We start from the raw sequence: 19513 nt of genomic DNA on the forward strand, positions 1-19513 counted from the left end.
GCGTAACCCATGACTGGAATCATTTTGGAAATGAAAGGAATTACCAAAACCTTTCCCGGCGTGAAGGCATTGGAAAATGTAAATCTCAAGGTCAAGGAAGGCGAAATCCATTCCTTGTGCGGTGAGAACGGTGCGGGCAAATCGACGCTGATGAAGGTACTAAGCGGTGTATATCCGCATGGAACCTATGAAGGGGATATTGTTTTCCAGGGCAAAACGTGTGAGTTCAAGGATATCAAGCAGAGCGAGGAATTGGGCATTGTCATTATCCATCAGGAGTTGGCGCTAATCCCGTATCTCTCGATTGCGGAAAATATTTATCTGGGCAACGAACGCGCCAGTGGCGGTGTGATTGATTGGAAAGAGACTTTTGTGGGTACACGCGATCTGCTGTCCAAGGTCGGTTTGAGTGAGAATCCCAATACATTAGTTACGAACATCGGGGTCGGGAAGCAACAACTAGTCGAAATTGCGAAAGCGCTCTCTAAAAAGGTGAAGCTGCTTATTCTCGATGAACCGACAGCGGCGTTGAATGAGGATGATAGTGAAAATCTGCTTAATTTGATGCTGGAATTTAAAAAACAGGGCATTTCCTGCATTCTCATCTCCCACAAGCTGAATGAAGTCGCAAAGGTGTCGGATTCAATTACGATTTTGCGGGACGGGAAGACGATTGAGACACTGGATATGAAAAAGGATGAGGTCACGGAGGATCGGATCATCAGTGGGATGGTTGGACGTGATCTGACCAGCCGTTATCCAGAGCGTCATGCCGAGATTGGCAAAGTCGTTCTGGAAGTGAAGGATTGGACGGTGTATCACGAGCATCATGCAGACCGCAAGGTGCTGGATCAGGTGAATTTGAACATCCGTCGCGGTGAAATTGTCGGGATTGCCGGGCTGATGGGGGCGGGACGAACCGAGCTGGCGATGAGTATCTTTGGCAAGTCGTATGGACGCAACATTTCCGGTCAGCTGATTAAAGACGGCAAGCCGATCCAGAACAACACGGTTACGGACGCGATCAACAACGGCTTTGCCTATGTGACAGAGGATCGCAAGGAGTATGGCCTCATTCTGATGGATGACATCAAGCGTAATATTTCGCTGACTGGCTTGAACAAGCTGACGAAGGGCGCTGTCGTCAATGAGCAGGAGGAAGTCGTCGTTGCAGAGGAGATGAAAAAAAGCATGAACATCAAAGCGCCGAGCATTTTACAGAAAACGGGTAATCTGAGTGGCGGCAATCAGCAGAAGGTAGTGCTGAGCAAATGGATTTTCGCCGGACCGGATATTCTGATTCTGGATGAACCGACACGCGGCATTGATGTGGGCGCCAAATATGAAATTTACACGATTATTCATCGACTTGCCGCTGAAGGCAAGGGAGTGCTGGTCATTTCGTCCGAGCTGCCAGAGGTACTAGGCTTGTGTGACCGGATTTATGTCATGAATGCTGGACGGATCACTGGAGAGGTTAGCCGTGAGGACGCGTCGCAGGAAACGTTGATGAGATATATGACCAAGTCAGGAGGCGTGAAGCATGGAAAGCATAACTAAACTATTTAAAAATAACATCCGCCAATATGGCATGATGATTGCGCTGGTCGTCATTATGATTTTGTTCGAGGTGCTGACGGGCGGCCTGCTGTTGAAGCCGATTAATATTACCAATCTGATTCTGCAAAACAGCTATATTCTCGTGCTGGCCATTGGGATGGTGCTGGTCATCATCACTGGACATATTGATTTGTCCGTCGGCTCCATAGCCGCTTTTGTCGGTGCGGTTGCCGCCATAATGATGGTCGACTGGCAGCTTCCAGCATGGATCGCTGTGATTGCATCTTTGCTGGTCGGGGCGTTAATCGGCGCATGGCAAGGGTTCTGGGTCGCTTATGTACGGATTCCGGCATTTATCGTTACATTGGCGGGAATGCTGCTCTTTCGCGGATTGACAATGATCGTGCTGGAAGGCCAATCTATCTCTCCATTTCCAGGGGGATTCCAGAAAATCAGTTCAGGCTTCCTGCCGGATTTTTCATCTACCGGGTATAACCTGGTATCCATCATTGTCGGCATTGCACTCACGGTATGGTTTATCGTGAACGAAATTCGTGAACGCCGTTCTCAGCTTAAATATGGATTCGAGGTTCCGTCACAGACTTTATTTGTACTCAAGTTGATTGTGGTAGCTGCTGTCATCAATTTGTTCACCTTCATGCTCGCGAGCTACGCGGGGATACCTAACATTCTCGTGCTGCTGTTCATACTGATCGTTGTATACTCCTTCGTCATGAACCGCACGATTATGGGCCGTCATGTGTATGCGTTGGGTGGAAATGAAAAGGCAGCGGGTCTGTCCGGTGTCAAAACGAAAAAAGTAACGTTCTGGGTATTCGTCAATATGGGCGTGCTGGCCGCCATTTCCGGTCTGATATTTGCTGCACGTCTGAACGCGGCTACGCCGAGAGCAGGTACGAACTTTGAGCTGGATGCCATCGCAGCTTGCTTTATCGGCGGTGCTTCGGCATCCGGCGGGATCGGAACCGTTTTTGGAGCCATTATCGGTGGTTTGGTTATGGGCGTACTGAATAACGGTATGTCTCTGATCGGTCTGGGTATTGACTGGCAGCAAGGCATCAAGGGCTTAGTACTTCTGCTGGCAGTTGCCTTCGATATTTACAACAAAAACAAAAGATCAGCTTAAGCTCAGATTCGATATCGTAAAACAAGAAAACCTCCAGTTCCACTAGAAATGTGGATGCTGGAGGTTTTCTTGCTTGTTAGGTCTTGTTGCTATTAGCCAACCCAACTAAGTCGTCACCATTTGTCCGCCGTTCACATGCAGGGTTTGGCCCGTAATGTAGGAACCATCATCCGAAGCCAGCAGCACATAGGCGGGGGCCAATTCATAAGGCTGCCCGGCACGCTTCATCGGCGTATTGGTGCCAAAGGTGCGAATGACTTCAGGCGACTGTGTGGCCGGATTCAGCGGAGTCCAGATCGGACCGGGAGCAATGGCATTCACACGAATACCCTGATCAACCAGATTATTAGCCAAAGCGCGGGTAAAGCTGACAATGGCTCCTTTGCTAGCTGAATAGTCAATTAGGTTCTTTTGCCCAACATAGGCTGTAACCGATGCCGTATTGACGATGCTGGCCCCAGCACGCATATATGGCAGTGCTTCTGTGGTCATATGAAAGAAGGAAATTATATTCGTGTCAAACGTGTCACGTAGCTGCTGTTCGCTGATATCCAGATACGATTCGCGTACAAACTGAACACCCATGTTATTAATGAGGATATCAATGCGACCGAAGGTGTCCATCGTTTTTTGAACAACCAGACAGCAGTTGATTTTTAGCCTTAGATCGCCGGGAATTAACAAACAACGTCTGCCAAGCCTGTGAATGACATCACGGGTTTCCATAGCATCTCGATGCTCATCGAGATAGGCAATGACCACATCGGCCCCTTCTTTGGCAAAAGCCACAGCAACCGCACGACCAATACCGCTGTCTCCACCACTAATAATAGCAACCCGATCCAGAAGCTTTCCGGTGCCGATATACTTTGGATTATCATAAATAGGGCGTGGAACCATCAGGTATTCCAACCCCGGCTGTCTATACTGATGCTGGGGAGGAAAAGCTATCGGAACTTCTTTACATTGGGTTTCTGTACCATAATAAGGATATTGCCAATTCATTGATAATCCCTTCTTTAAGCGTTTTGAAATCCAATATATTCAAAATGGGCGCAAGCGGTGACTCTGGATTATCGCCTTATGCCGAAATCGTCGCTCCATCTGCCGGAATATGGACGCGTTCCTTCAAACCTTCACGGTTGATATGTTCCGTAAGCTCGGAGCGAGTCAGTACACAATGGTTAATTGCTTCCATATGGACAGCCACGATTTGTGTATAAGAGGCATGCTGCGCAACAGCTGTTACATCTTGGGCAGTCATAATGATAGGATCACCAATCGTAAACCGTGCTCCTCCAGCGTTCACAATTGTCCACTCAGGACGGTATTTATCTAGTGCTTCCGCGACTTCACTGCACCAGATCGTATCCCCGGCCAAATAGACGACAGGCTCATCTGGAGCCTGAAACACAAAGCCGGATACGGGTCCCATCTGTTCCCCGATTTCTCCGGTGCCGTGATGCCCGGTAGTACGGATGATCTCAATTTCTCCCACGGAGCCAGCCACCGAAATCGGAGTAACCCGTGTAAAACCGTCAACAGTAATTTGTTCTTCATTTCCGGGCTGGCAGAAGACGGGAATTTGTTTGTCCAACCAGCGTACTGCTGCCGGGTCCCAATGATCGGGATGCAAATGTGTGACGATCACAACGTCAGGCTGTCCGAGTGCCTGCCACTGAGGCGGCAAGGGAACCAGCGGATTACGGCGGGCATTTTCCGTATTGGGCACCGGCGGATTTGCGCCAGCATCACTCAACATTGGATCAATCAGAAATTTTACCCCAGCGTATTCGATCCATAAGGTTGCGTTGCGGATTAGTGTGATTTTCATCTATGGAAGCTCCTTTGGTAGTGAATGTTTTTTGACAGGGTGTATTTTCGATGGTTCTTTGTTTCTGTTACAATCATATCTGACGCAAGGAGCTACAGGCTACGGCCTGCTGAAAGGAAAACCAGCATTATCGTTTCATCATGAAAGGAAAAATAACTATGGAACTATTCGTACCTGATGACACCGATTTGCGCATTCTTCATCATTTAATTGAAGACAGCTCTTTATCGCACAAGGAGATCGGTCAGCTTGTTCACTTGACGGGCCAAGCAGTAGGGGCGCGTGTTCGAAAAATGCAGGATGCGGGCATTATCGAGGGCTATACACTGCGCTGGAACCCTGAAAAAATAGGGCAGACGATTCATGCCTTTATTACGGTTTTTTTGAATTCAGGAACAACTCACAGTACTTTCCAGGCTTTTGCACGGGAGCATCCCTATATTGTCGAAATCCATCGAGTGAGTGGGGAAGGCTGTTATTGGATGCGCTTGCGCATGTCATCACAGGCAGAGTTAAATACCATGCTGGATGAGCTTACGAAGTTTGGTAATTACAAATTGAGTTTTTCCATTGGTGAGATTTAACGATAAAAGCTTTCGGCGTTTGTGCCGAAAGCTTTTTTATTTGGGCGAGGGCTATGAGGTCAACGTTATAGGCTCATTTTTAAAATATGCTGCAAGCCGTGTTGTCCCATTTTAGTGTTGCCTTCATCGATAAAGCCGCATTTGCGATACAGACTTTGGGCAGATAGATTACGGGCATTGACGCCCAGTACAATCTCGCGAATATGTGGGAAGTGTCTGGCGATGAACTGTGGTAGTAGAAGCAGCCCTTTCTTAGCGAATCCTTGTCCCTGATCTGCGTAATGAATAGAGAACGCGCGCAGCAGCAGTGCCTCAGAAGTATTCGTATAGTCCGCTAATTCATCCCCATCGTATAAAATGAAAAATCCAACGGGTCTTCTAGTAGCCGTAATCACGACAGGATGGCGGTGCGGATCTTCCTTGGCCAGTGTCAGCATTTCATCCGGCATTCCAGTAAACTGCTTCTGCTCCTCAGGCAAGTAGAAGGTATGTAAAATGGCATCATGCCCACAATGGTAAGGGACAAGCTCTACATTATTCATCATTACACTCCGATCTGTACGAATTGTTAACTTACTATATCATCTAGTTTGCTAAAAAAAGAAACCTGAACTCGCCTTGCTTACGTATTACCCATACATAAACTAGCATAGTCAAAAGGAGACGTCTACGATTATGAAGCAGCTTACAGAATATCGGGAAAGCCAGGACGTATTGCGTCATGAGCTGAAGAATATTGAAAAATGGGAGAAGGAACAGAAGGACATTTTTTTCTGGGAAAAAATCGGCAGATGGCCTTTTATGTTGCTGGATCGGCTGACGCCCAAAGTCATTAAAGACAAGCTGGAGCAGCTGCTTAACGAGATGGGCAGCTTCATTCAGAACGGCGGCAAATATTTGGTGAAGGAAGAAACGGTTCTGAACAGGCTGAAAAAGACGGCCCATGAACATGTAATTCAGCAAAATGGTGCAGATTTCGCTTCGGATACGCAGGACCTGCCTCGTGCCGGGGAAAACGCTGATTCGGAACATAGTGCCGAACCTACGTGGGAGTTGAAGCAGGCGGCTAAGCTCCCGCTAACAATCATGGATCGGACTGCTGACGATATGACGTCGGGTCGCATTACCTTTGCTACTGCTCAGGGAGCAACAACGGGGATTGGCGGTGTGTTTACGATTGCGGCGGATATTCCTCTTTTGCTCGGCTTGTCACTCAAAGTGCTTCAGGAAATAGCCTTGTGCTATGGCTTTAATCCCCATGATAAGCAGGAACGCATTTTTATTATTAAATGTATGCAATTCGCTTCATCCGATATTGTGGGTAAAAAGGCTGTATTAGAGGAGTTGGCTTTGTTCGATGATCCTTCACGTCAGGCACAGGTTTTTTCCCAGATGCAGGGATGGAGAGAGGTCATTAACACCTATCGTGATCAGTTTGGATGGAAAAAGCTGCTTCAAATGGTCCCGATTGCGGGTATTTTGTTTGGCTCCATTGCGAATCGAAGCGCTATTAGTGACGTAGCTGAAGCAGGGAAAATGCTGTATCGGAAGCGTCGGATTTTGATGCGTTTGGCAGAAGTAGAGAATTGATTACAACTTTGGTGTAAGCGGGGATATTCTTTTTTGTGAGGAAATACGTTAGTTGGGTATAAAGGTGTGCAGCGGCCAAGATGGCCGCCACACGTTTGCCTGTTACACTTCGGCTCCATTTTCTTCCGCCCAGTGGTTCAGGGTTTTATCTGTAGGAAGCAGGAAGGTTAAGATGCCGAGCAGTGGCAAAAAGCCACATAGGAACATGATGTGGGTGATGCCTACTTTGTCGATCCAGTTGCCGAGCACGAGTGCGCCCACACCACCAAGGCCAAAAGCCAGGCCCGTAATGAGACCGGACACGGTCCCGATTTTACCAGGCACAAGCATCTGTGCATATACGACTGTGACCGAAAAGCTAGACAGCATAATAAATCCGATAATCGCCAGCAGGATTGCCGTCCAGAATTGGTTGGCATAAGGTAGTGCCAGCGCGAGTGGTGCAGCTAATACCATGGACAGAAAAATCATATTGCGTTTACCAAAACGGTCCGCCAGCGGACCGCCAAAGAAGGTGCCCAGCGCTCCAGCTCCGAGGAACAGGAAAATGTACAGCTGTGCATCAGCCAATGGCATTTTAAATACTTCCATCAGGTAAAACGAATAGTAGCTTCCGATCGAGGTCGAGTACCACGAACGGACGAATACCAGTAGAATGAGGACAATCATGGCAAACATAACGCGGTTACGCACTTCGGGCTTCATGCGGCGTGCCACCGCTTTTTTGCGCGCAATGCCTTCTGTACGTAGGACGTTACCGTACCAGCGGGCGATGAACGATTGCACCACAATTCCCGCTGCCGCAATACCTGTGAACCAGATCGCGCCAAATTGTCCTAACGGGATAAAAATCCAGCTCGTGAGCATCGGCGCCAGCGATTGGCCCGCATTGCCGCCAACTTGAAAAATGGATTGTGCCAATCCCCGACGCGGCCCGGCCGCCATATGGGATACGCGTGAGCCTTCAGGGTGAAAGGCAGCCGAACCCAGGCCCACAAAGATGACTGCGATCAGCACCGCTTTATAATCGGCAGCATAGGCGAGCAACAGCATGCCAGTCAGCGTAAAGCCCATGCCGATGGGAAGGATAGCGGGCGTAGGGCGTTTGTCTGAAAACAAGCCAATCACAGGCTGCATGATTGAAGCTGTAAAATTGATCGCGAATGAAATCCAGCCGATCTGCGTGTAGTTCAGGCTCATAGATTCCTTTAAGATCGGAAAGATCGCTGGAATGACCGATTGAATCGAGTCATTGAACAGATGGACGAAACTGATCGCAATCAGTATCGCAAAAACGGTGCCTTTCGCTTGTGGACCCGGGAGGGGGAGCGATTGGCCCGTTTCATTTTTTGTAGCAGATTTACTAGTCATGGCAACCTCCGAATATGTATGTATATTTTAAGATATAGGAAGCGATCCGTTTGCAGCAAATGGCTGAAAGTGGGATAAAGGCCACCTTTACTCATTACTGCTTGCCCATCCTGCTGGATACTCTTTATTGCTCCATTTAGTTAGAATTACTAAAATGGCATATCTAAATTCAAACATTTACCATCCTCAAAACCGATATATATGTGAGTATTTTGTATCAATCCCAAGAGGCTTTCAAATCAGCAATATAGAGATCGAAGCGATCCAGTTCGTCTATATATTGTACTTTTGAGCGTTGGGAATGGAATTATGCAAGTTACTGATATGGAAATAGAGATAGAAAAGGGGAACCACGATGAGAATAGCAACGAAGATTTTGCTGGCAGTATCCATAGTATGTGGAGCGGTGGTGGGAACTACGTTAAACACTGGAGAAACAGCAGTAGCGGCAATTGTAACGACGAACAACACTTGGAAAAACGCTAAAATTATAGACGTGATCGACCGGAATAACTACATACTGGATGACGGTTCTTTATGGAGAAAGAGTATAGATGGCCCGGTTATTGAGAAATTGAATTTGAAGGGCATAACAGGCAGTAAAGACAAGAGTCAAGGTTATTATGGTTGGACTGAGGACGGGAAGGTAGCCATCTGGGATGATAATTCCGACCCAAAAGTGACGGCTCAATCCTCAGGAGTAAAAGAGATCACAGGTGAGGGTTTAGCTATTAAAACCGATGGAACGGTCTCTTGGGGAAGAGGGCAGGTCGAGGGGATATCTAATGCAATCGACGGTGATAGAGTGAGTACTTACTTTACCGTTCTTACTCAGTCAGGTGATGTATGGTACTCCACTGGATACGAAGAGTCAAAGCCTCGTAAGATTGGACATGTAGACCATGCGTTGGACATCAAAATGAGTACGGCGTATGCTGCAGTGCTTAAGGAAGATGGTCATGTCACGATGCTGGATATGCTGACGAATGAACCACCGCGCGAAGTGGGAAGTGATATTGCTTCGATTTTATGGAAAAAAGGTACACATGTCTTGATTACTGTACATCATGATGGGACTGTATGGAGCTATGACCGAATGAAGAAATATCCAGCTGTGCAGCTTAGCGGGTTATCTAATGTTGCACGGTTGGTTGATTCGCCTGACGAGCTTTTTGCACAATTAAAGGATGGCTCTTGGGTCGGCTATAAGGATGGGATCACGACTGCGCTGAGCTTGCCTACATTAACGGGTATGTCCTTGTTGACGACCTCCAAAGAGGCTGCGATCGGTGACAGTATTCAATTGAATGTACAGGAGACGTATTCCAATGGCTATCGACTCACACGGCATCCCGAAGCTAGTGAAATTGAAGTAGAGAAGCCCCAGGTTGCCGAGCTACAGCAGAACGGCTCAGGCAAACTCAAAGTACGGGGCATTGGCAGCACAGCCGTATCTCTGCGGAACGAAGGTATACCCTCTTCTTTTACACTAAAGGTATCGTCTGACCAAACCTTGACCGGGGCGGCTATACTGAACGGGAGTGTGTATTTGCCTGTGCAGTCTGTGTTCAAGACGCTGGGTGGATCTGTTACCGTGGCAAACCAGGCCTTTACGATCAAGCTGGGTAAAAACAATATCGTACTCCAAAAAGGGAGTTCCACCGCGATAGTGAATGGTAAACCTGTTGCACTGAAGGGCAAGGTTCAAACGGTTAACGGACAGGTTGTATTCCCGGGAACATTACTGACCGATCTGAAGTTGGGCGGATTCAAATGGAATCGTGACCGTCAGCAAGGCGAATTATCTGTGGGCGCTACCAAGTTGGTCATTGAGACGCCGGAAACGGCTAAAATTATCAGAGCCATTGATCTGGGTAGTCTGTCCAAATTAATTGGCAGAACCTATTGGGTCAATAACTTCTATAACGCTGGAGAGCGATTTGGCAAGGTAACAGTTAAAGATATCGAAGTCAGCACGGACCCGAACGGTGTTAAATCTTACGAAGTTATTTTCCAGGGGGCCAATGGCGAAACTTATGACACGTTTTCCATCATCGGAGCTTCACGCATTCCACAGATGCTGTCTGACTCCGATCAATTTCTGACTTACGATCCGTACAAGAAATACCAATGGTCGCAAGCCATCTGGAACAAGATTAAAAATAATGAGGTAAGTTTGGGCATGAATACGACACAGGTGCAGTTCGCATGGGGAAACCCAACAGTCAGAGAAAAGGGGGCTGCTTCAAACGGAACTCAAGTCGAAGCCTGGGTATACGGCAACCGTAGTCTTTATTTCAAGGCGGTAGCTTTCGTGAATGGCAAAGTCATAGAAGTATGGCTGTAGGGTAGTGTTTTTTCTATAACGGTTTGAACGAGGTGTCTTCAGAGTCGTATATACGGCTCTTGGGATGCCTTTTTTTCATTTAACAAAACTAAGCTCTTGATTTAACAAACTTAAGATATGATTCTTTATGTCATACATCTTGTTATATAGATAATAGCTCCGTAGAGAAAGTATGAAGAGCACAAGAGAAGAGAGGATCTGATTTGAGAATGAAATCGCTAAGGAAACCATTATCAGTTGCACTACTATCTTTACCACTACTTCTAGGTTCCCTGGGTGGAAGTTATGCGAGTGCGGCAACTCTACCAACAACGGTAACTCCAACAGAACCGTCGTGGGGATATTTCGTAGATCATTATAAAAATAATAGTTCTGCAAATAAGACGGAAAGCTCTAATCCGACCCTCGGGTTGCTCTCCGAATTTAATAAGCTTTGGACTCCCGGCGCTACCTGGGATACAGGTACCAAGCTAAACAGCAGCGTGCTGGACGCCAATATTCAAAAGGTGATTGATATAGCTGCCCGGCGCACTTCCAGTGAGGCCGATGCGGCTTATTTGGATGATCGCAGAAACCAGAGCTACAGTGTGATCGACGGGCTGGGTTCGCTCACTGATGTATATCGTAAGAATGCAGGTGCCACGACAACGATCAACGATATTCCGGCAGATGCCTTGACTAAGAAATACGAAGATGAGGGAACGAATGCTGGGAGTACAAGCTCCAATCTCGGCAACATCGTAAATCTGGTAAATACCTTGCGTGGAGAATACTCTACGACGAACCCGGCTAAGTCTTACTTTAGCTATCCTCGCCCGTTTCGCTGGAGCGATAACTCAGTAGTTGTTCCGAGCCTTATTCCCGCTCTCAAAGCCGATGCTACTAGCGATGGCGGTTTTCCTAGCGGTCATACCAATGCTGCGTATCTCAGTTCTATTGCTATGGCCTATGCCGTGCCGGAGCGTTATCAAGAACTGCTGACGCGAGCTTCAGAGCTGGGCAATAACCGTGTTGTTGCCGGTATGCATTCCCCGCTTGATGTTATGGGAGGGCGTGTCATGGCAACGGCGATGGCTGCTGCTATCCTGTCTGATCCGGCCAATAGCAGCTTGAAGAAAGCGGCTTATCAGGATGCTCGCAAACAACTGCTGTCCCAAAAGGGTTCAGCTCCAGATCGGTTCAGCAATTATGCCACGAACAAAAAAAATTATAATCAACGATTAACATACGGATTCAGTCAGGTTAATCCAACTACCACGCCAATGACAGTGCCTAAGGGAGCTGAGGTACTATTGGAGACACGCTTGCCTTACCTGGATAGCACACAACGTCGTTGGGTTTTGGCTACCACGGGGATTCCTTCCGGCTATCCTGTACTTGATGATGCTGAGGGATGGGGACGATTGAACCTGTTTTCCGCCGCGGATGGCTACGGTGCTTTCACCAATAATGTGACGGTGAATATGGACGCTTCCAAAGGCGGTTTCAATGCATTGGATCGCTGGCGCAACAATATCACTGGTGTTGGAAAGCTGACTAAAAAGGGAACAGGTACGTTGAAGCTAATGGGCAACAATACGTATTCCGGCGGTACACAGATCGACCAAGGTACTCTGGAGGGAACTACGGAAACGGCTTTCGGAAGTGGTGGAATTACGAATAACGGGGGAACTCTTCTTAAAAATGCTTCTGGAAAGCTGATTATTGGCGGTAATTACAGACAATCTGCCAAGGGAACACTTGAGCTTAACCTGCGCAGTAAAAATGATGTGCTCAAAATGAAGGGAACAGCCATACTCAGCGGAAAATTACGTCTGAATTTTTCTAACAAATATGTACCGGCTAATGGTGCTACGATCTTAACTTATGGTAAACGGAATGGAGCATTTTCTTCGATTGAAACGGTAGGTTTACCAAGCAATTATAAAGTGAAGGTTATCTATACAGCTGACAGTGCTCAGTTGAAAGTCACTAAGTAAAACATAATTAGCTCGCTATATAACAATTGAAGTGCACCTTTAAAATACATGGGGATAAGCCAGAAGGTTATTCCAGTGTGTATTCTAGGGGTGCACTTTATTGTTTCATCATAATTAATCAAGGATATAAAAAGGTCAAAATTTGACCTTAATGTAGTAAAATAATCCCGCTGTTTGAAAGCGCAGTCATGATATTCTTAAGAAGCATATTTGATCAAAGTTTTAAAGGATTCAGACTAACTAAGAGGAACAGAGGAAAGGAAGAGACTGATGAGTCTTGAAAAAGAATACGTTAAAATAGCCCAAGATGTCATTAAAGGGCTTGGCGGAGAAGATAATATTATTTCCATGGCACATTGTGCCACACGGCTGAGGCTGATTGTAAAAGATAGAGAAATTATTGATGATGAATTTATTGAGAATATTGATAAGGCCAAGGGCGTTTTCTTTACCTCTGGGCAATATCAAATTATTTTTGGAACCGGTACTGTAAATAAAGTATACGATGCCATGGTTGGTCAAAGCATATCTGCTACATCAAAGGCTGATTTGAAAGAAATGGCCTCTACCCAAGATGATAATCGGTTCAAAAGAATGATCCGAGTTTTCGGGGATGTATTTGTTCCGATTATGCCTGCATTGGTAGCTACAGGATTATTTATGGGAGTTAGAGGCTTGGTAACTCAGCCTGCACTGCTTCAGTTATTTGGGCTTACACCTGATCATATTTCTGCGAATTTCATACTGTTTACGCAAATATTGACCGATACGGCTTTTGCATTTTTACCTGTATTGGTATGTTGGTCGGCATTCCGGGTGTTTGGTGGATCGCCACTATTGGGGATTTTGATTGGATTAATGTTAGTGAGTCCTTCGTTGCCTACATCCTGGGATGTCGCCCAAAAAGTTCAGGAACCACTAGTGTTTTTCGGATTCATTAAAATTGCAGGCTATCAGGGCTCGGTTCTGCCTGCTTTCATAATAGGTGTCGTGGGGGCAATGCTGGAGAAGAAAATCAGAAAATCAGTCCCCGATGCATTGGACTTAATTCTAACACCGTTTTTGACATTATTAATAACACTGGTACTGGGATTGTTCGTAATTGGTCCCATTTTTCACGAGGTGGAAACTTTAATATTAATGGCTGTTACCGCCATTTTGAAATTACCATACGGAATCGGCGGATTTATTTACGGTGGCATCAATCAGATTATTGTAGTTACCGGACTACACCATGCCTTAAACCTGATTGAAATACAGATGTTAGTGGGCAGCGGTTGGAATATGGTAAACCCGATCAGTTCAGCATCGATTTGCGCACAAGCAGGTGCTGCGCTGGCTGTCGGTCTAAAATCCAAAAATGTAAAAACCAAATCCATTGCGTATCCTTCTACCTTGTCTGCGTTATTGGGTATTACAGAACCCGCTATCTTTGGGGTGAACATTCGATATGGCAAACCGTTCTTGATGGGCTTGATTGGCGGAGCGGTTGGCGGTTTCTTCGCACGTATATTTAATGTTCAAGCAACAGGCATGTCAATCACAGCCCTACCGGGAATGTTATTGTACCTGAACAATCAGATATTCATATATATCTTAGTTTGTGTAATTGGCTTTGCTGTGGCATTTGCATTAACGTGGATCTTTGGGTTTAAAGAAAAAATAGATCACAAATAAAATGATGTGGGGAGAATCATGGACAACAACACACTGCTTAAGAAATTGGACTGCCTTTCAATAGAAGAGAAAATAGGCCAGCTTATCCAACTGACCGGTGATTTTTTTGAAGGGGATATAGACACTGTTGTGACAGGGCCTTTAAAAAAATTAGGGTTAAACGCCGGTTACAATATATATAACACAGGCTCCATATTGAACATCACTAATCCAGAAAAAATTATCCAACTGCAAACGGATTATTTGGAAAAATCGATTCATAAAATTCCGCTGTTGTTCATGGCAGATATTATCTATGGGTATCGAACCATCTTCCCGATTCCGATTGCACAAGCATGTAGTTGGAATTATGAGGGTATAGAACATGCAGGTTCGATTGCTGCCCAGGAATGTTACGACGAAGGTGTTCACGTGACCTTTTCCCCCATGGTAGATATCGTTAGAGATCCCCGTTGGGGGCGGGTGATGGAATCACCTGGAGAGGATACTTTGCTAGCGAAGAAATATGCTGAAAGCCTGGTTCAGGGGATCCAGGGGAGAAACTTGGAAGGAATCATACCAGCGAATAAAATTGCCGCTTGCGTCAAGCATTTTGCCGCTTATGGGGCACCTGTCGCTGGACGTGAGTATAACGCCGTGGATATGTCGGAGCACACGCTGCGAGAATATTATTTGCCAGGGTATCAAGCTGCAATCGAAGCGGGGGCAAAGCTTGTTATGACGGCCTTTAATACCCTGAATGGCGTCCCTGCGACAGGAAACGAGTGGCTTAACCGCGACGTGCTAAGACGAGAAATGAATTTTAATGGTGTGTTGATCTCGGATTACGCCGCTATAGAAGAACTGATCATGCACGGTTATGCCGAAGATGAGGCTTCCGCCGCAAGGCTGGCATTGTTGGCTGGTGTTGATGTGGATATGAAGACAGCAGTATACGCCAATCAATTGGAGAAAGTAGTATCTGATAACGAGCATATGCTGGAGCTGTTGAATGAAGCGGTATACCGTATTTTAAAGCTGAAAAATGATTTGGGGCTTTTTGAGGACCCGTTCCGTGGATTACAGGAAACCGTTCAGCGGTCGAGAAACAGCGTTCTGTCAGATGAACATAAAAAAGCCGCGCTGTCCTTGGCTGAAGAATCCGTAGTCTTGCTGAAAAATGAAAATCAACTGCTGCCATTGTCTAAACATACCAAAGTAGCTTTAATCGGTCCTTACGCAGATGAAAACTCCACCCTGGGCATGTGGGCCATTAAGGGGGATGAGGCGGATACCGTCAATTTGAAAATGGGATTATTAGAGCATGTTGATCCCGACAATCTCTCGGTTTGCAATGGGGCGCACATGCTCCCCGCTAATGCGAGAGAAGCCCTTGGCAAATATGCGGACAAGCTGGCTGTTGAAACAGTCGATGAGGAGGCCCTGCTGCGCGAAGCGATCCGGAATGCTAACGAAGCGGATGTCATTGTCCTCGCCTTGGGAGAAAGTATTTATCAGAGCGGAGAAGGGGGATCGCGAACGAACCCGACGCTTCCTAAGCCGCAAATGAAACTGCTCCATGAATTAAGTTTACTGGGCAAAAAGATGGTTCTGATCGTTTATAGCGGAAGACCTTTGATTCTTACCGAAGTAGCCGGAAAAGTTGACGCTATTGTTCAAGCCTGGTATCCAGGAACGATGGGCGGAGAAGCACTGGCCAATATACTGTATGGGGAAGTCAATCCATCGGGGAAATTAGCCATGACCTTTCCACGAAGCGTTGGACAAATTCCGATATCCTACAATGAGTTGAATACAGGAAGACCCAATTTAAAGGAAAATGGTTCTTATCGGTTTGCGTCTCGATATATTGATGAAGTGAATGAACCCTTGTATCCGTTTGGCTATGGTAAATCCTATACCTCATTTGAATACAGCCTATTAACAATTAGCCAAAAAGAAATGAAAAAAAATGAGTCAGTTGATATCCGTATTTCTATTACCAACACTGGAATTTATGATGGAAAGGAAACGATCCAATTATACATCCGCGATAAATTTGCAAGTGTTGCAAGGCCTGTGAAAGAATTAAAAGACTTTAAAAAAGTTTTTTTGCAAAGTGGCGAGACCCAAAATATCGAATTTTCTATTCATGAAGAGATGCTTAAATTTTATGATCGTGAAATGCAATACAAAAGTGAACCCGGCGAATTTGATATTTATATCGGGTCAAGCTCGCAGGAAATTTTGCTGAGTTTTAGTTTTGTTTTTTTACCGGAGGATGAGCATGAATAAAAGCGACGCTTATAACCTGAAATATCATATTACTCCTCCTTACGGTTTGCTCAATGACCCTAATGGACTTGCCTATTTCAATCATCAATATCATGTGTTCTATCAGTGGAATCCAAAAGGAACTGAGCATAAAAATAAATGCTGGGGCCATGTTGTTTCCAGCGATCTGGTGCACTGGCAAAGGAAAAGTGTCGCGCTGGAGCCTTCGGAATGGTATGACAAGGATGGCATCTATTCGGGCGGGGGCATTGTTCATCATGAAAAGCTGTATCTGTTTTATACAGGAAATGTAATCCGAGATGATGGAGTAAAAGAAAGCTATCAATGCGCCGCGATTTCGGAGGATGGCGAGTATTTCCAAAAAATCGGTCCATTGTTTGAGCACCCCAAAGGTTATACCAGGCATGTTCGAGATCCGAAAGTATGGAGAGACCAACACGGGAACTGGTGGTTGATTGTTGGTGCTCAGAGAGAAGATTTGACTGGAGATACGCTTATCTACAAATCTAAAAATTTGTCCGAATGGGAATGCCAAGGATCATTTGTTGATCACGATCATCAATTTGGATATATGTGGGAATGTCCAGATGTACTTCATTTTGCCGAAAATGATGTTTTTGTTTTCTCTCCTCAGGGTTTACCGGAGAGAGGCGAATATTATAAAAATCCTAATCAATCGGGTTATATTGTTGGCAAATTATCGAATACAGGCAAATTCAACGGCAACCTTTCCGATTTTAAAGAGCTTGATCGAGGATTTGATTTTTACGCGCCACAATCATTTAAGGTTAATGACAGAACCATTATGTTCGGATGGATGAGCGCCATGAATGAGGAAGCGGAGAGAGCTGTCCCGACCATTCAGGAGGGCTGGATTCATGCATTGACACTTCCTAGAGAAGTGGTATTGATGAACGGTGTGTTGTACCAGAAACCATTGCCGGAATTACAATTGTTAAGACTGGATGACATGCATTACAAAGGGGAAATTCAAAATAACAGTGAGTGGTTACTGCCTTCTACACAAGCGGAGCTCATTGTTCATTTTTCCTTACTCACAGAAAACTTTAAAATGATCATTAGGGATGCTGTACAAATTGACTATGATTGGGAACAAAATAGTCTGACAGTTTGGAGAACAAACTGGTTGACTGGCGAGAGGGAGTACAGAAAAGCAACATTAAATAATAAGCTTGCAGAAATGCAAATATTCATTGAAAGCTCAAGTTTGGAATTATTTGTTAACGAGGGCGAAGAAGTGTTTTCCCTGCGTTATTTCATAGAAGATGCAGACCAACGCAATGTATTGTTTGAGGCAGGAGACAATGTAGGTGAAGTTAGAATGTATCAGTTGCAGGAATGTGTAGGGTAACATTTTTTGCTTGCCGAGTTGCAAGCAGGCTAAGGAAGGCTGTTCATTATCCCGTTTACGGGAAGAACTGCCTTCTTTTTTATTTTGGTCCGTTGAATAGATTCTGCTTGTCCGGGCATTTTACTATCGGTATAGTATGAGTATTAGTATAAGAGTTTATTGCTTAATATAGAATACAGATGGATCACTCATGGCTGGCTGATGAGGTGTGGTGATGAAAAAAATATATGAACATATCGAAATAGACAGAAAAAAAATGATTAACCTTTTTATGTTCCAATCCAGAGATACAGAAAGAGTCATTCCTATGCATTTTCACAGCAATATGGAGTTGATCTACTGTACAAGTGGAAGTCTAAAGGTGTGGCATGAAGGAAAAATAACTATTTTGATGGAAAAGGATGCGCTATTCATTAACAGCAATGTTCCGCATTCCACGCAGAGCATTACGGAGAACCAAGTCATTGTGCTGCAATTTCCAGACACTTTCTTTGCCAATGAACAAGTAATCATCCAATTAAACACGCAAGAGAAACAAGTTGAAGATACTATAATCTCTAAATTAAGAGGATTGTTTATGGATATATATGATCTACATATTTCCAAAAGCAAATACGACTACATTTTAGAGCAAAGCCGAATTATTGAACTGAAATATTTGCTTGTCAATCATTTTAGTCAGGCAACAGACATTCCACCGGAAGTATTTAGTGAAAAGCAACGAAAGATAAAGACAATCATGGACTTTATTAAAGAGCATTATACTGAAAATATTAGCCTGGCCAAAACGGCCCGGATCTGCGGTTATTCGGAGGCTTATTTGTCGCGAATGTTTCATGAATATACAGGCCAGACGTTTACCGAATACAAGCAAATTCTTTGTTTGGAGAAGGCGATTGATTTACTGGATTCAACCAATAAGTCACTTACAGAAATTTCTTACGAGGTCGGGTTTCCAAACGAGAAATCTTTCAGAAAAGCTTTTAGAGAAGTTATGGGTAAAACACCGTATGAATATAAAAAATCAAGATTTGATCTGGATGTGTAACGCCACGAGCATGCACAGCATCCTTTCAGTACAACCAAGGGGCTGTCCCTTGTCATTTGATGACTTTAGGACAACCCCTTGATATTTACGCTATGTCAGAAGAGTTATTAGCTTAACGGTTATCGATCTTTTCCGGGTACATATCATGGTTCATCATGCGGTGCTCCGCTATCTGTTCATACTTCGTTCCTGGCTTGCCGTAGTTGGTGTACGGGTCGATAGAGATGCCGCCGCGTGGCGTGAATTTGCCCCATACTTCAATGTAGCGAGGGTCCATCAGCTTAATCAAGTCATTCATGATGATATTGACGCAGTCTTCATGGAAATCGCCGTGATTACGGAAGCTGAACAGGTACAGCTTAAGGGACTTGCTTTCTACCATTTTAATATCGGGAATGTAGCTGATGTAGATGGTTGCAAAATCAGGCTGTCCTGTAATCGGGCACAGGCTGGTGAACTCCGGGCAATTGAACTTTACAAAATAATCCCGATACGGATGTTTATTATCAAAGCTTTCGAGAATGGAGGGATCATAGGCGAACGTGTATTGTGTGCCTTGATTGCCAAGTAGGGTAACGTCGGTCATTTCTTCGGGTGTTCTTCCGGTCATTGGATGGGGCTCCTTAAGTTTAGTTTGGTTTGGTAAAAGAGATAGAGAGTTATGGTGGTGGGGAGAGGTCGCTCCGCGAAGGATTTGAGCTTCCGATCGCTGTTGAAATGGGATTCTTTC

15 protein-coding genes are annotated in these 19513 nt (G+C 45.3%); 10 read left to right on the forward strand and 5 right to left on the reverse strand.

The window, feature by feature from the left end; translation table 11 throughout:
• Positions 1 to 9: 9 nt before the first annotated feature.
• Together mmsA and mmsB are read left to right on the forward strand one after the other, a co-directional pair.
• Complete coding sequence (mmsA, locus tag T3H97_RS05540) at positions 10 to 1560, forward strand: multiple monosaccharide ABC transporter ATP-binding protein (protein WP_328801927.1); 1551 nt, start codon at positions 10 to 12, stop codon at positions 1558 to 1560.
• The gene (gene mmsB, locus T3H97_RS05545; RefSeq protein ID WP_328801928.1) at positions 1544 to 2707 is read left to right on the forward strand and encodes a multiple monosaccharide ABC transporter permease; all 1164 of its coding nucleotides are present in this window, start codon (positions 1544 to 1546) and stop codon (positions 2705 to 2707) included. The genes mmsA and mmsB overlap by 17 nt, the downstream gene beginning before the upstream one ends.
• A 105-nt stretch (positions 2708 to 2812) precedes the next feature.
• On the opposite strand, the gene T3H97_RS05550 is transcribed toward mmsB, so the two are convergent.
• On the reverse strand, positions 2813 to 3712 hold the full coding sequence (locus T3H97_RS05550) for an SDR family oxidoreductase (protein WP_328801929.1): 900 nt from the start codon (positions 3710 to 3712) through the stop codon (positions 2813 to 2815).
• Between the two features lie 76 nt (positions 3713 to 3788).
• Complete coding sequence (locus T3H97_RS05555) at positions 3789 to 4541, reverse strand: MBL fold metallo-hydrolase (protein WP_328801930.1); 753 nt, start codon at positions 4539 to 4541, stop codon at positions 3789 to 3791.
• Between the two features lie 158 nt (positions 4542 to 4699).
• Here T3H97_RS05555 and T3H97_RS05560 point away from each other — a divergent pair, with 158 nt between their 5' ends.
• Positions 4700 to 5125 (forward strand): Lrp/AsnC family transcriptional regulator, encoded by a 426-nt coding sequence (locus T3H97_RS05560; RefSeq protein WP_328801931.1) that lies wholly within the window; start codon positions 4700 to 4702, stop codon positions 5123 to 5125.
• 65 nt (positions 5126 to 5190) lie between these two features.
• Here the strand turns inward: T3H97_RS05560 and T3H97_RS05565 are convergent, their stop codons facing one another.
• On the reverse strand, positions 5191 to 5667 hold the full coding sequence (locus tag T3H97_RS05565) for a GNAT family N-acetyltransferase (RefSeq protein ID WP_190299507.1): 477 nt from the start codon (positions 5665 to 5667) through the stop codon (positions 5191 to 5193).
• A 133-nt stretch (positions 5668 to 5800) separates the two neighbouring features.
• Here T3H97_RS05565 and T3H97_RS05570 point away from each other — a divergent pair, with 133 nt between their 5' ends.
• Entirely contained in the window at positions 5801 to 6715 is a 915-nt protein-coding gene (locus T3H97_RS05570) for an EcsC family protein (protein WP_328801932.1), read from the forward strand.
• Between the two features lie 102 nt (positions 6716 to 6817).
• On the opposite strand, the gene T3H97_RS05575 is transcribed toward T3H97_RS05570, so the two are convergent.
• The gene (locus T3H97_RS05575; protein ID WP_328801933.1) at positions 6818 to 8086 is read right to left on the reverse strand and encodes an MFS transporter; all 1269 of its coding nucleotides are present in this window, start codon (positions 8084 to 8086) and stop codon (positions 6818 to 6820) included.
• A gap of 355 nt (positions 8087 to 8441) precedes the next feature.
• On the opposite strand from T3H97_RS05575, the gene T3H97_RS05580 reads away from it, so the two are divergent.
• From T3H97_RS05580 to T3H97_RS05605, 6 genes are all read left to right on the forward strand, one after another.
• Entirely contained in the window at positions 8442 to 10433 is a 1992-nt protein-coding gene (locus T3H97_RS05580; protein ID WP_328801934.1) for a copper amine oxidase N-terminal domain-containing protein, read from the forward strand.
• Between the two features lie 209 nt (positions 10434 to 10642).
• The gene (locus T3H97_RS05585; protein WP_328802784.1) at positions 10643 to 12412 is read left to right on the forward strand and encodes an acid phosphatase; all 1770 of its coding nucleotides are present in this window, start codon (positions 10643 to 10645) and stop codon (positions 12410 to 12412) included.
• A 270-nt stretch (positions 12413 to 12682) separates the two neighbouring features.
• Complete coding sequence (locus tag T3H97_RS05590) at positions 12683 to 14089, forward strand: sucrose-specific PTS transporter subunit IIBC (protein WP_328801935.1); 1407 nt, start codon at positions 12683 to 12685, stop codon at positions 14087 to 14089.
• Positions 14090 to 14107: 18 nt separating this feature from the next.
• A complete protein-coding gene (bglX, locus tag T3H97_RS05595; RefSeq protein ID WP_328801936.1) occupies positions 14108 to 16363 on the forward strand; it encodes a beta-glucosidase BglX in 2256 nt (751 codons plus the stop codon).
• The gene (locus T3H97_RS05600) at positions 16356 to 17735 is read left to right on the forward strand and encodes a glycoside hydrolase family 32 protein (RefSeq protein ID WP_025720585.1); all 1380 of its coding nucleotides are present in this window, start codon (positions 16356 to 16358) and stop codon (positions 17733 to 17735) included. The genes bglX and T3H97_RS05600 overlap by 8 nt, the downstream gene beginning before the upstream one ends.
• Before the next feature lie 214 nt (positions 17736 to 17949).
• A complete protein-coding gene (locus T3H97_RS05605) occupies positions 17950 to 18783 on the forward strand; it encodes a helix-turn-helix domain-containing protein (RefSeq protein WP_023987362.1) in 834 nt (277 codons plus the stop codon).
• A gap of 112 nt (positions 18784 to 18895) precedes the next feature.
• Here the strand turns inward: T3H97_RS05605 and queF are convergent, their stop codons facing one another.
• Positions 18896 to 19393 (reverse strand): preQ(1) synthase, encoded by a 498-nt coding sequence (gene queF / locus T3H97_RS05610; RefSeq protein WP_250243612.1) that lies wholly within the window; start codon positions 19391 to 19393, stop codon positions 18896 to 18898.
• Positions 19394 to 19513: the final 120 nt, after the last annotated feature.

It is taken from the genome of Paenibacillus sp. LX16 (genome assembly GCF_036252815.1).
Classification (GTDB): domain Bacteria; phylum Bacillota; class Bacilli; order Paenibacillales; family Paenibacillaceae; genus Paenibacillus; species Paenibacillus polymyxa_B.